We start from the raw sequence: 13,644 nt of genomic DNA on the forward strand, positions 1-13,644 counted from the left end.
ATGCGGACATAGCCGCATCCGGCCTGCGTTCGGGCATTTACCCTTTACGCGCGTCAATCCATTCCTGCACTTCAACCACAAAGGTCTCTGGCGCTTTGCGGTACATCTTACGCGCCAGATCGAGAATGGTATGCTGCCCTAACGCTTCTTCCATACGCTGCTGCGCCATGTCCATTACCGAGCGCACGCCGCAGATACCTTCGCAGGCCCACGCCGGAGGCTGCTCATCAAAAATAGCCAGACGCTGGCGAATTTCACGGCATTCAAAGATGCGCTTGTCACCGTCAATGGCGTTGACCACATCCAGCACCGTGATGTGTTCGGCAGGCCTGGCGAGCTGAAAACCACCGCCTTTGCCTTCGATGCTGCGCACCAGGCCCGCTTTCGACAGACGGGTAAAAATCTTGGCCAGATAGTCGTAGGGCACGCTTTGCAGGTCAGCAATTTCGCGAACGCTCATATCGCGGGCGTCGCCTTTGCTGTCCACCATACACATCAGGCTATGGATGCCGTACTCAACCCCGGAACTGTAGAATGCCATGCTCTTATCTCAGCCAAAATAATTCTGAGTTATTGTAGCTTTTTCGACAGGCGCTTGCCAGACAGAGAACCACAGCACATTAGGAATTAAAATTTAATTCATTATTTATCATAATGATAACCAACAGATCTGGATCATTTTCCACCGGATCGCACAAATGACATTGCATTCATTAACTACGACCAATAAAATCCGAGTAAATAACTTCATCGTTAACATTGAGTGCAACCTAAATGCGTAAACAAATTCTGATCGTTGGTGCAGGTTTTTCCGGGATGTGGGCCGCGCTGAGCGCCGCCCGTCTGGCAGATAAACACCAGAATGACACAATTGATATCACCGTTATCGCCCCACAACCCGAACTTCGCGTACGCCCTCGCTTTTATGAAAATGCCGTCCAGACGCTGGTCGCTCCCCTGCAACCGCTGTTCGACGAAACCGGCGTCAACTTCCTGCGCGGGACGGTTGCGCAGATCCTTCCCGACTCAAAAGAGGTGAGCTGGGCGGATGCCTCCGGCAAAACGCACTTGCATCGCTACGACCGTTTGATTCTGGCAAGCGGCAGCCACGTTAACCGTTCACTCGTAACGGGCGCAGATGCGCATGCGTTCGATCTGGATCAACTGGAAAGCGCCGCCGTACTGGAGCAGCACCTGAAGGATCTGGCGAACAAAGAAGAAAGCGACGCGCGCAATACCGTTGTTGTTTGCGGCGGCGGCTTTACCGGGATCGAGATGGCGCTGGAGTTGCCTGGCCGTTTACGTGATATTCTCGGCGCTGATGCTAAGACCAGAGTAGTCGTAGTTGAACGCGGCCCGCAGCCTGGCGCTCGCTACAGCGAAGAACTGCGCAACGTGATTATCGAAGCGTCGGCAGAGCTGGGCGTGGAGTGGCTGGTGAATACAGAAGTGGAAAGCGTAGACGCAACGGGCATCACGCTGAAAGACGGGCAAACCATCGCGTCGCAAACCGTCATCTGGACCGTCGGCGTTCAGGCGAACGATCTGACCGGGCAGATTGACGCTCCGCGCGACCGTCAGGGGCGTTTACATGTGAACGCTCAGCTTCAGGTGGTGGGTCACGATGACATTTATGCCACTGGCGATGTGGCGTACGCCGCAACCGATGACAAAGGCAACCATGCGTTAATGACCTGCCAGCACGCGATTCTGCTGGGCAAGTTTGCCGGGAATAACGCGGCCGCTGACCTGCTGGAGGTCGCTCCTCTGCCGTATCGTCAGGAAAACTATGTCACCTGTCTGGATCTTGGCGCATGGGGCGCGGTCTACACCGAAGGCTGGGATCAGCAGGTAAAACTGACGCGTGCGGAAGCGAAAAAACTCAAGCTGTCGATTGTCAGCGAGCTGATCTATCCACCGAAGGCCGACAGAGCCGTGGCGTTTGAGATTGCCGATCCGCTGGCACCGTTTGTTTAATCAGCATTGCCGGATGGCGGCGTACCCTGCATGAACCGTAGGCCCGATAAGCGAAGCGCCATCGGGCAATTCGTTATTCCACCAACGCCGTACCGGCATAAATATCAAACCGGTGGCCTTTGGTGACAACCGCGTTCGGCGTGGCGATATCCGCTAACGGTGGCGCGTAATCCGGGCGCTTCACCACGACCCGTTTGGTCGCCAGTTGGCGCGCTGGCGCCAGCAAACCATCGGCATCAAGATCCGGCCCGACCAGCGACTGAAACACCCGCATCTCTTTTTTCACCAATGCGCTTTTCTGCTTATGCGGGAACATCGGATCGAGATAAACCACCTGCGGGCGCGGCGTGATATCCGTCAGCGTCGTCAGGCTGGAGGCATGGATCAACTGCAAGCGCTCCTGCAACCACGGGCCGATTTCCGGGTCGGCATACCCGCGCGCCAGACCGTCATCCAGCAACGCCGCGACCACCGGGTTGCGCTCCAGCATGCGCACTCGACACCCCACGGAAGCCAGCACAAAAGCATCGCGCCCCAGTCCCGCCGTCGCATCGACCACATCCGGCAGGTAATCGCCTTTAATGCCGACCGCTTTCGCGACCGCTTCGCCGCGACCGCCGCCGAACTTGCGGCGATGGGCCATCGCCCCGCCGACAAAATCGACAAAGATGCCGCCAAGCTTCGGCTCATCGCGCTTACGCAGTTCCAGATGCGCAGTCGTCAGCACCAGCGCCATCGGGTTGTTTTCGTCATGCTCTAACCCCCAGCGGGCGGCAAGAACAGATAAGGCGCCGTCTCCGGCGCCTGTTTCATCAACTAAGCAGATCTTCACGTACGCTATCAGCCTTTAATGCCGTAGTGCGTCAGCATCGCGTCCAGCTGCGGTTCACGGCCACGGAAGCGCTTGAACAGCTCCATCGGCTCTTCCGAACCACCGCGAGTCAGGATGTTGTCGAGGAACGACTGCCCGGTATCACGGTTGAAAATGCCTTCTTCCTCAAAGCGCGAGAAGGCATCCGCCGCCAGTACATCGGCCCACAGATAGCTGTAGTAACCTGCCGCATATCCCCCGGCGAAAATATGGCTGAAGGCGTGCGGGAAGCGACCCCATGACGGCCCCGGCACCACGGCGACCTGTTTTTTGATCTCAGAAAGCGTCTCCAGAATTTTCGCCCCTTGTTCCGGGTTAAATTCCGCATGCAGACGGAAGTCGAACAGGCCAAACTCCAGCTGACGCAGAATAAACAGCGCCGCCTGGTAGTTCTTCGCCGCCAGCATTTTATCCAGCAGTTCCTTTGGCAGCGGTTCGCCGGTCTCGTAGTGACCGGAGATAAACGCCAGCGCGTCCGGCTCCCAGCACCAGTTTTCCATAAACTGGCTCGGCAGTTCGACCGCATCCCACGGCACGCCGCTGATGCCGGAAACGCCCGCCGTTTCGATGCGGGTCAGCATGTGGTGCAGACCGTGGCCGAACTCGTGGAACAGGGTGATCACTTCATCATGCGTGAACAGCGCCGGTTTACCGTTAACCGGACGGTTAAAGTTACAGGTCAGGTAGGCGACCGGTTTTTGCAGCGAGCCATCGGCTTTGCGCATCTGGCCGACGCAGTCATCCATCCACGCCCCGCCACGCTTGTGCTCACGCGCATACAGATCGAGGTAGAAACTGCCACGCAGTTCGTTGTTTTCGTCATACAGCTCGAAGAAGCGCACGTCGGGATGCCAGACATCCACATCGTTACGCTCTCTGGCTGTAATGCCGTAAATGCGTTGTACCACTTCAAACAGGCCGTTCACGGCTTTGTTTTCCGGGAAGTACGGGCGCAGTTGCTCATCGCTGATGCTGTAAAGGTGCTGCTTCTGTTTCTCGCTGTAGTACGCGATGTCCCACGGTTGCAGTTCATCGACGCCGAACGTCGCTTTCGCGAAGGCGCGCAGTTGCGCCAGTTCTTTCTCGCCCTGCGGACGCGCGCGTTTCGCCAGATCGGTTAAGAAATCCAGCACCTGCTGCGGGTTTTCCGCCATTTTGGTGGCGAGCGATTTAAAGGCATAGCTGTCGAAACCCAGCAACTGCGCCAGTTCATGACGCAGCGCGAGGATCTCTTCCATCACCGGGCTGTTGTCCCATTTACCCGCGTTCGGCCCCTGATCGGAGGCGCGCGTCACATAGGCGCGGTACATCTCTTCACGCAATGCCGGGTTGTCGCAGTAGGTCATCACCGGCAGATAGCTTGGAATATCCAGCGTCAGCAGCCAGCCTTCCTGTTCTTTCGCTTCCGCCTGCGCTTTCGCGGCGGCAAGAGCGCTTTCCGGCATGCCCGCCAGTTCCGCGTCGTCAGTCACTAACTTCGTCCAGCCCATCGTAGCGTCGAGCACGTTGTTGCTGTACTGATTACCCAGCTCGGACAGGCGAGTGGCGATTTCACCATAGCGCTGCTGTTTTTCCTTCGGCAGACCAATACCGGAAAGCTCAAAATCGCGCAGCGCGTTATCAACCGCTTTTTTCTGCGCGAGGTTCAGGGTCGCGTAATGGTCGCCATCGCGCAGGTCGCGGTACGCATTGTACAGACCCTCGTGCTGACCAACCCAGGTGCTGTATTCAGACAGCAGCGGCAGCGTCTGCTCATAGGCTTCGCGCAGTTCCGGGCTGTTTTTAACGGAATTCAGGTGGCTGACCGGAGAGAAAATGCGCCCCAGCACGTCGTCCACTTCCGCCAGCGGCTGGCAGAGATTTTCCCAGGTGTACGGCGCGCCCTGCGCCACTACCCGCTCCACGTTTTCACGGCAGTCATTCAGCGCCTTTGTCACGGCAGGCACCACATGCTCAGGCTGGATTTGGGAAAACGGCGGTAGCGAGAAAGGCGTCAGTAATGGATTGGTCATAAGCGCTGTCCTGTTGAATGAGGTGAATGAAGCGCGCATCCGGCGCTGTGCATATTTGTTTCAGATGGGGGTAAGTGTAGTGAATTTCAATGGCGAGCGTAGCGGAAAAATACCCGGTAGCGCTGCGCTTACCGGCCTACGGGTAATCTGCCCTTTTCTGCTGTAAACTGTGACAAATCGTCTATTTCAGCGGAATTTAATTACCCATGCTCAGTTATCGCCACAGCTTTCACGCTGGCAACCACGCCGACGTCCTCAAACACACTGTTCAGAGCCTGATTATCGAGTCGCTCAAAGAGAAAGAGAAACCGTTTCTTTATCTGGACACGCACGCTGGCGCTGGCCGTTATCAGCTGAGCGGCGAACACGCCGAGCGCACCGGTGAATATATGGAAGGGATCGCCCGCATCTGGCAGCAGGACGATTTACCGGTCGAGCTGGAGCCTTATATCGGCGTGGTAGAGCACTTTAACCGTAACGGGCAACTGCGTTACTACCCGGGTTCCCCGCTCATCGCCCGCCAGCTGCTGCGTGAGCAGGACAGCCTACAACTGACGGAGCTGCATTCAAGCGATTTCCCGCTGCTGCGTTCTGAGTTTCAAAAAGACAGCCGCGCCCGCGTGGAGCGTGCCGACGGCTATATGCAGTTGAAGTCCAAACTGCCGCCGGTTTCGCGTCGCGGCCTGATCCTCATCGACCCGCCTTACGAAATGAAAACCGATTATCAGGCGGTCGTCAGCGGCATCAGCGAAGGGTATAAGCGCTTTGCCACCGGCACCTATGCGCTGTGGTATCCGGTGGTGTTACGCCAGCAAATTAAACGCATGATTCACGACCTGGAAGACACCGGAATCCGCAAAATCCTGCAAATTGAGCTGGCAGTACGCCCGGACAGCGACCAGCGCGGCATGACCGCCTCTGGCATGATCGTCATTAACCCGCCGTGGAAGCTGGAACAGCAGATGAACAACGTGCTGCCGTGGCTGCACAGCAAGCTGGTTCCAGCGGGCACCGGGCACGCTTCCGTCAGCTGGATCGTGCCAGAGTAATCACAGCCATCGGTGGAACCTTTTAATTCCAGGTATACAATCGCGAATATTTTGGCGAATGGCATTGCGCTCATTCGCCCTACAATGAACATGAAGGAGCGGTCATGACCAAACACTATGATTACATCGCGATCGGCGGCGGAAGCGGCGGCATTGCCTCGATTAACCGTGCCGCTATGTACGGTCAGAAATGTGCGTTGATTGAAGCCAAAGAGCTGGGCGGCACCTGCGTCAACGTCGGTTGCGTCCCTAAAAAAGTGATGTGGCATGCCGCGCAGATTCGCGAAGCGATCCATATGTACGGCCCGGACTACGGCTTTGACACCACCATCAACGCGTTCAACTGGGACACGCTGATTGCCAGCCGCACGGCCTATATCGACCGTATTCACACCTCGTACGACAACGTGCTGGGTAAAAATAACGTGGATGTGATCAAAGGCTTCGCCCGCTTCGTGGATGCCAGAACTCTTGAAGTGAATGGGGAAACGATCACCGCCGATCACATTCTGATCGCCACCGGCGGTCGCCCGAGCCATCCGTCCATTCCGGGTACGGAATACGGTATCGACTCCGACGGTTTCTTTGCGCTGCCTGCGCTGCCGGAGCGCGTTGCGGTGGTCGGCGCGGGTTACATCGCCGTAGAACTGGCTGGCGTGATTAACGGCCTGGGCGCCCAAACGCACCTGTTCGTGCGTAAACACGCGCCGCTGCGCAGCTTTGACCCGATGATCACCGAAACGCTGGTTGAAGTGATGAACACGGAAGGCCCGACGCTTCACACCCACGCGATCCCGAAAGCGGTGGTGAAAAACGCCGACGGCAGCCTGACTCTGCAACTGGAAGACGGTCGCAGCGAAACGGTGGATTGCCTGATTTGGGCGATTGGCCGCGAACCGGCAACCGACAACGTTAACCTTGCCGCCACCGGCGTGAAAACCAACGAAAAAGGGTACATCGTCGTCGATAAATTCCAGAATACCAGCGTGGAAGGTATTTATGCGGTGGGCGATAACACCGGAGCGGTTGAGCTGACGCCAGTCGCCGTGGCCGCGGGTCGTCGTCTCTCCGAACGTTTGTTCAACAACAAGCCGAACGAGCATCTGGACTACAGCAATATTCCGACCGTGGTCTTTAGCCACCCGCCGATTGGCACCGTGGGCCTGACCGAACCACAGGCGCGCGAACAGTACGGCGACGACCAGGTGAAAGTGTACAAATCATCGTTCACAGCCATGTACACTGCGGTGACGTCTCACCGTCAGCCCTGCCGCATGAAGCTGGTATGCGTCGGCGAAGACGAGAAGATTGTCGGTATTCACGGCATCGGCTTCGGGATGGATGAAATGTTGCAGGGCTTCGCGGTCGCACTGAAAATGGGCGCCACCAAGAAAGACTTCGACAACACCGTGGCGATTCACCCAACGGCGGCGGAAGAGTTCGTGACAATGCGTTAATCGTCGATAAGCGCCGGATGGTGTGATGATCCTGTCGGCCGATTAAGGCGTTTACGTCGCCATCTGGCGCCATGCCCGATGGCGCTATGCTTATCGGGCCTACGCGTGCGGTTTTCGTAGGCCCGATAAAACCTCAGCCGTCATCCGGCATTCTTTTATTTTCCTTGCATATACGGCGTATACACCCCGTTCAGGCTTTCCAGGAACGCGACGATATCATCAATGTCTTTCTGCGGAATCTCTTTCCCCACCTGATAACGCAACATCAGTTTCACCGCTCCGTCGAGGGTTGGCACATCTCCACGGTGGAAATACGGCGCGGTCAGCGCAACGTTACGTAATCCGGGCACTTTCTGACGCAATTTATCGCGAACTTCATTGGTGACATTCATACGTCCAATATCCGCAGCGGTAATTTCGCCGAAATTAAAGTCTTTCTTCAGACCCAACGGCTCGAAGGAACGCCCACCGAGAATAATACCGCCGTGACAGGTCGCACATTTATTCTCTTTGAACAGCTCATAGCCATGTTTCTGCTGCGCCGTCAGCGCATTTTCATCCCCTCGTAACCACTTATCGAAAGGCGAATTTGGCGTAATCAGCGTCTTCTCAAACTCGGCAATGGCATCCGTAATCGCTTCTCCGCTGAAGCCCTGCGGATATATCGCCGTGAACTGCTGTTTTAGCACCGGGTCTTTATCGAGTTTCCCAATGATTTCATCCCAGGATTTAGAGGCCATTTCAATCGGGTTTAACGGTGGCCCGCCAGCCTGCGCCTGCAACGTCGGCGCGCGACCATCCCAGAATTGCTCAACGTTAAAGATTGAGTTGAACACCGTTGGCGCGTTGATTGGCCCTACCGCGCCGCCCACGCCGATGGAGGTTTTCCTGCCGTCCACGCCGCCCGCATTCAGCGCATGGCAATGCGCGCAGGAGATGGTGCTGTCACCCGATAAACGGGCATCGTGGTAGAGGGTAAAACCCAGTGCGACTTTTTGATCGTCAACCGGCAGTTTTTCGGGGACAGGCTGAACCGGCTCATTGCGATGCGCCGCCGCCGTATCCGCGCTGGCGTAGTAACGCTCGCGCTGTTTAGCGATCCAGCCGAGAATCTCCTCCCGCTCCGTATCACTGACCTTACCGGCCCAGTGCAGCGCGGTATAGCGCGTTGGCGGCATTGTTTCGTACTGCATCACCCATTCAATCTTATTCAGATCGCTTTGCGTGACGGGTTTATCCGCGACCAACGCGGCGCGTACTGCTTCAAGGTTGAAAGATTTATAGCCCAGTTGAATGTCATAATTCATCAACTGCTTAGCAACGGGAAAAGAGGAATAAAAAGGCAGTTCAGCAGAGGGGGTATGACAATAATCGCATCCCTTTTCCCGTAAAAAACCCAGGATTTTATTATTGTCTTCCAGCGTTGAGGCTTGCACATCAGCTTCTTTACTACGTTGATTATCGTGATACCAGACGTAACCAGATAATCCTAAATAACAAATCGCAATGCCTGCTATGGCTATCGCGGTAAGACGGGTAATGATTTTCATTATTTTACCCTCACTATAGTGAGATATTATGGCCCAGAAGATGAACATAAATCAGGCGTATGTCTTTATTAGACATAGCCATCATAGGAAATACAGGCGAAGGGTTTTTGATAAGTATCAAGCAATTACATGGGGATAAACTATCGATAAGATAGCTTTTCCCTATTATAAGCAGGGTCTTTTGGTGTAGGTATTCATAACTCGTTGCAATCGAATGTTCTGAAAGTGAAAATCTTCCTGTTACGGCTATTCCATATTTTTTATATTATTATCAGTAATCTATATTTAAAGACTCTTTTTCACGCATTAACAAAGCGTGATCTATCGCACAGTTTGCACCTCATATACCGAAGCGAATGTCTACGCTTAATAGACAGCCGGGCAACACCCGTATCATTTACGACGCAATCCGGAGGTCCTTCTCATTATGCTCAACCAGAAATTACACCCCGCCCCATCCGACGAATTAACGATCGAAATCGATCTGCTTTATGAAACGGATCCGTGCGAGTTAAAGCTGGATGAAATGATCGAGGCAGAACCGGAACCTGAGATGATTGAGGGGCTACCCGCCTCCGACGCCCTTACCCCAGCCGATCGCTATCTTGAGCTGTTCGAGCATGTGCAATCATCCCGGCTTTTTGCCGACAGTAAAACTTTCCCCGACTGCGCGCCAAAAATGGACCCGCTGGATATTCTGATCCGCTACCGTAAGGTCAGACGACACCGCGACTTTGACCTGCTGCGCTTTGTTGAAAATCACTTCTGGCTACCGGAAACCTGGTCCAGCGAATATGTCTCCAACCCGGAAAATTCACTGAAAGAGCATATCGATCAGCTCTGGCCGGTGCTGACGCGTGAGCCGCAGGATCACATTCCCTGGTCCTCGCTGCTGGCGCTGCCGCAATCCTATATCGTGCCGGGCGGACGTTTTAGCGAAACCTACTACTGGGACTCCTATTTCACCATGCTGGGCCTGGCGGAAAGCGGCCGGGAAGACCTGCTGAAATGTATGGCGGACAACTTCGCGTGGATGATTGAGAATTACGGCCACATCCCCAACGGAAACCGCACATATTATTTGAGCCGCTCGCAGCCGCCGGTCTTTGCGCTGATGGTCGAACTGTTCGAAGAGGATGGCGTGCGCGGGGCGCGGCGCTATCTGGATCATCTGAAAATGGAGTACGCCTTCTGGATGGACGGCGCGGAATCTCTGGTGCTCAACCAGGCCTATCGCCATGTCATCAGAATGCCGGACGGTTCCCTGCTCAACCGCTACTGGGACGATCGCGACACCCCCCGCGACGAATCGTGGCTGGAGGATGTGGAAACCGCCAAACATTCGGGTCGCCCGGCTAATGAGGTATACCGGGATCTCCGTGCTGGCGCGGCCTCCGGTTGGGATTACTCATCACGCTGGCTGCGCGATGCAAGCCGGCTGGCCAGCATCCGCACAACCCAGTTCATCCCCATCGACCTGAACGCTTTCCTCTACAAACTGGAGAGCGCGATTGCCAACATTTCCGCCCTGAAAGGCGACCGTGAAACCGAAGCGGCATTTCGCCAGAAAGCCAGCGATCGCCGCGCCGCCGTAAACCGCTATCTGTGGGATGACGAGAATGGCTGCTATCGGGATTACGACTGGCGGCGCGAGCAAATGGCGCTCTTTTCCGCCGCCAGTATCGTGCCGCTGTACGTCGGCATGGCGACTCACGAACAGGCAGACCGCCTCGCTAACGCCGTTCGCAGCCGTCTGCTGACGCCTGGCGGGATCATGGCGACGGAGTATGAAACCGGCGAGCAATGGGATAAGCCTAACGGCTGGGCGCCGCTACAGTGGATGGCAATCCAGGGCTTCAAGCTGTACGGCGACGATATGTTGGGGGATGAAATTGCCCGCAACTGGTTAAAAACCGTCAATATTTTTTACCAGCAGCACCATAAACTGATCGAAAAGTACCATATTGCCTGCGGCACGCCGCGTGAAGGGGGCGGCGGGGAATATCCGTTGCAGGATGGGTTTGGCTGGACCAATGGCGTGGTTCGCCGTTTGATTGGTTTATACGGCGAACCATAGCGGCGTTACCGAATCACGTTATAAATGGCGGTCTGAATCTTTAACCATTTTTTGTTTTCCACGCTGGGCTCGGCCTGAGCACGCAGCCGGGCCTGCTCCATATCATGCTGCTGGCGCATCACCACCGCCGGAACGGTACAAAAACTTTGCAGATACTTTTTATGCAGCGACGTCAGCGACGCTCCGTTCAGCATGGCGTGGCTCAGCGACGTCAGGAAGCGTCGGCAGGGTTTTACCTCATCCATCAGCGAAGGGTAGCGCAGCAGCAGTTGCAGCACATCGGCATTGCCCGCCGAAAACGCCTGTTCGGTCCAGGCCAGCTGCCAGTTCATCCCGCCCTGTAAGAACAACGCCGTAACGCGCGTATCATTACGGTCGATCGCCGAGCGCATATTAAACGGGTCCCAGGTGATCCCCATGCGGCTCATGGTTTCCCGCGCGGAGGGCGCCTCAAGCCGGGCGTCATCCTGCATGACCTCGTCGCGTTGTACGGGCGCGGCAGAAGGAGGCGGCGAGCTGAACAACCAAAACGCCCCCACCAGAATCGCCAGCACCATTGCGCCAACCCCGCCCCACAACACCCCGGAAATCAGCTGCTCACGCTCTTCAGCCGTCCGCTGCTGTCGCTTGTGAGGCGGTTCAATACTCTCGCCAATTTCCTGGTTATCTCCCCCCGCCAGCGCGTCTTTTTCTCGCGCCTCCTCCCAGAATTTCTCCACCACGCCCTCATCGGACGCCATAAACGAAGCCGGATTTATGCGGGTGCGTTTTTCATTAAACGCCCGCTGTACCGAGCGGGTGATCTGGCGGAACTGACAATCCAGTAGCGACAACTGCACGGAACTGAGCGGCTGCCCGGCGATGATGCCGTTACGCGCCTGACGGCAATCCTCAAGGAACATACGCAGGGTCGTACGCGGCTCAACAAACAGCGTCAGCGCAGACGCGTCTTTGAAAAATGCGGAATAGTGACGGGCAAACGACTTTTTATCGACCACCATCAATGCCAGCTCGCTGAACAGCATCGCGCTGAGCGCATCCTGTCCTTCGCTGAGTTTTAACCAGCGTCGCAGACGATCGGCGCCAAAATGCAGCTTCAGGTAGCTATTCAGCTGGTGACGATCCGGCCACACCTGCGAAATAAGCGCTTTCAGCGTGAGTTCAATCGCCCGCAGCTGACGCCGGGCCTGTATTTGCGCGTCCTGATTGCCTGCATCAATATCAGTTTGATAAGTGAGAAGCGGCTGCCGCTGGCGCAGTTGTTCCAGCGACGCCACAAAACGCAGGGCGGCAAGCAGTTGGTTTTCACTGACATCCTTCCCGCTGTCATATTGCGGAACATACTGCTGGAGATGTCGCAAATGCAGCATAAACTGGCTCAGTTGCGCATCGTTTATATGTAATTTTTTTGCCACCACGCTCCAGCCGCCTAAATTAAGGCGGGCTTGATCCAGTTGTTCCATAAACCAGCGCGGTTCTTTTCCTTCCGCAACATGTACGCCCAGCAGCAGCAGGATCTCCACTGACGCCTGACGGATGATGCCCAGACAGTGTTCAAAAGGCGAATGCATCGCCTGCGAAGCGTTATTCGTCATGATCTTCCCTAAAAAAGCCCCTCCATAAAGAAGGCTTTTAATATTATTTTAATTATCTGTTTTGATAGATATAACAGATTTTTTTGGCATTACAGTGACTACAACGCAAAGGTTGAGAAATTTATTGTGGGCGGCGAGGGAAATAAAGAGAAGTTGATGAACAGTCATCGCGGAATATTAAAATTAACGTCAGGAATAAAACAGCGTTCCTGAAATAAGTTTATCCTTAATCTAAATTAATGTTGCGGGTGTAAACCACCCGCTTAATATTATCATCCTGATTATAAGAACATGCCGCCCGACACTTCGATACGCTGCGCAGTCATCCAGCCCAGTTCATCGCTGAGCAACGCGGCGATGGCATCACCAATATCGTCCGGCAAACCAACCCGTCCCAGGGCGGTTTGTGATGCGATATACGCATTCAGTTGTTCATTGTCCCGCACATTGCCACCGCCAAAATCAGTTTCAATGGCTCCCGGCGCAATAATGTTCACGGTAATGCCGCGTTCGCCCAGCTCTTTTGCCTGATAACGCGTCAGCACTTCCATCGCCCCCTTCATCGCGGCATAAGCGCTGTAGCCAGGCAACGCAAAACGGGCCAGCCCCGTCGACACATTGAGGATCCTGCCGCCATTCTTCAGCAGGGGTAACAGCCCCTGAGTCAGGAAAAACGGCCCTTTAAACTGAATGTTCAAAAGCTGGTCAAACTGCGCTTCAGTGAAGGTCGAATACGGCGCGTTGATGCCGATTCCGGCATTGTTCAATAAATAATCAAACGAATCACGCTGCCACTCCGTTTTCAGGGTTTCCCGCACCTTTTCAACAAACGCCGGGAATCCCGAAATATCCCCGACATTCAACTGCAATGCTGCGGCTTTCCCGCCTGATTGCGTAATTTCATGCACGACCTGCTGCGCCTCTTTTTCATTGCTGTTCCACGTCAGAATGATCCCGATTCCTCTGCTCGCCAGCTTAAGCGCCGCGTTTTTACCGAGCCCTCGGCTGCCGCCGGTCACTAATGCGATACGTTGCGTCATAAGAAACCTCATTTCA

The 13,644-nt window shown here is 55.2% G+C and carries 10 protein-coding genes; 4 read left to right on the forward strand and 6 right to left on the reverse strand.

The window, feature by feature from the left end:
• Window positions 1-37: 37 nt before the first annotated feature.
• Entirely contained in the window at window positions 38-541 is a 504-nt protein-coding gene (locus tag OGX93_RS21045) for an RrF2 family transcriptional regulator (protein WP_286448914.1), read from the reverse strand.
• Between the two features lie 233 nt (window positions 542-774).
• On the opposite strand from OGX93_RS21045, the gene OGX93_RS21050 reads away from it, so the two are divergent.
• Window positions 775-1,977, forward strand: a complete 1,203-nt coding sequence (locus tag OGX93_RS21050) for an NAD(P)/FAD-dependent oxidoreductase (protein ID WP_012135635.1) — start codon at window positions 775-777, stop codon at window positions 1,975-1,977.
• Between the two features lie 73 nt (window positions 1,978-2,050).
• Here the strand turns inward: OGX93_RS21050 and rsmJ are convergent, their stop codons facing one another.
• Both rsmJ and prlC read right to left on the reverse strand, forming a co-directional pair.
• Window positions 2,051-2,809 (reverse strand): 16S rRNA (guanine(1516)-N(2))-methyltransferase RsmJ, encoded by a 759-nt coding sequence (rsmJ, locus tag OGX93_RS21055; protein WP_112001432.1) that lies wholly within the window; start codon window positions 2,807-2,809, stop codon window positions 2,051-2,053.
• A gap of 8 nt (window positions 2,810-2,817) precedes the next feature.
• Window positions 2,818-4,860: an oligopeptidase A gene (gene prlC / locus OGX93_RS21060; RefSeq protein WP_081353211.1), complete on the reverse strand. Its 2,043-nt coding sequence runs from the start codon at window positions 4,858-4,860 to the stop codon at window positions 2,818-2,820.
• 206 nt (window positions 4,861-5,066) lie between these two features.
• Here prlC and OGX93_RS21065 point away from each other — a divergent pair, with 206 nt between their 5' ends.
• Both OGX93_RS21065 and gorA read left to right on the forward strand, forming a co-directional pair.
• Window positions 5,067-5,909 (forward strand): 23S rRNA (adenine(2030)-N(6))-methyltransferase RlmJ, encoded by an 843-nt coding sequence (locus OGX93_RS21065; protein WP_049009396.1) that lies wholly within the window; start codon window positions 5,067-5,069, stop codon window positions 5,907-5,909.
• A 104-nt stretch (window positions 5,910-6,013) separates the two neighbouring features.
• Window positions 6,014-7,366: a glutathione-disulfide reductase gene (gene gorA / locus OGX93_RS21070; RefSeq protein ID WP_047460436.1), complete on the forward strand. Its 1,353-nt coding sequence runs from the start codon at window positions 6,014-6,016 to the stop codon at window positions 7,364-7,366.
• Window positions 7,367-7,521: 155 nt separating this feature from the next.
• Here the strand turns inward: gorA and OGX93_RS21075 are convergent, their stop codons facing one another.
• Window positions 7,522-8,916, reverse strand: coding sequence for a cytochrome-c peroxidase (locus OGX93_RS21075; RefSeq protein WP_047460433.1), 1,395 nt, complete (start codon window positions 8,914-8,916; stop codon window positions 7,522-7,524).
• Between the two features lie 427 nt (window positions 8,917-9,343).
• Here OGX93_RS21075 and OGX93_RS21080 point away from each other — a divergent pair, with 427 nt between their 5' ends.
• Entirely contained in the window at window positions 9,344-10,993 is a 1,650-nt protein-coding gene (locus tag OGX93_RS21080) for an alpha,alpha-trehalase (RefSeq protein WP_012135642.1), read from the forward strand.
• A gap of 5 nt (window positions 10,994-10,998) precedes the next feature.
• Here OGX93_RS21080 and OGX93_RS21085 read toward each other — a convergent pair whose 3' ends face one another.
• A complete protein-coding gene (locus OGX93_RS21085; RefSeq protein ID WP_200053734.1) occupies window positions 10,999-12,588 on the reverse strand; it encodes an STY4199 family HEPN domain-containing protein in 1,590 nt (529 codons plus the stop codon).
• Window positions 12,589-12,869: 281 nt separating this feature from the next.
• Window positions 12,870-13,628 carry an SDR family NAD(P)-dependent oxidoreductase gene (locus OGX93_RS21090; protein ID WP_047460429.1) on the reverse strand — a complete coding sequence of 253 codons (759 nt, stop codon included), beginning with the start codon at window positions 13,626-13,628 and terminating at the stop codon, window positions 12,870-12,872.
• Window positions 13,629-13,644 lie beyond the last annotated feature (16 nt).

Origin of the sequence: Citrobacter sp. CK195, assembly GCF_030333365.1 — a bacterium.
GTDB lineage: Bacteria > Pseudomonadota > Gammaproteobacteria > Enterobacterales > Enterobacteriaceae > Citrobacter_B > Citrobacter_B koseri.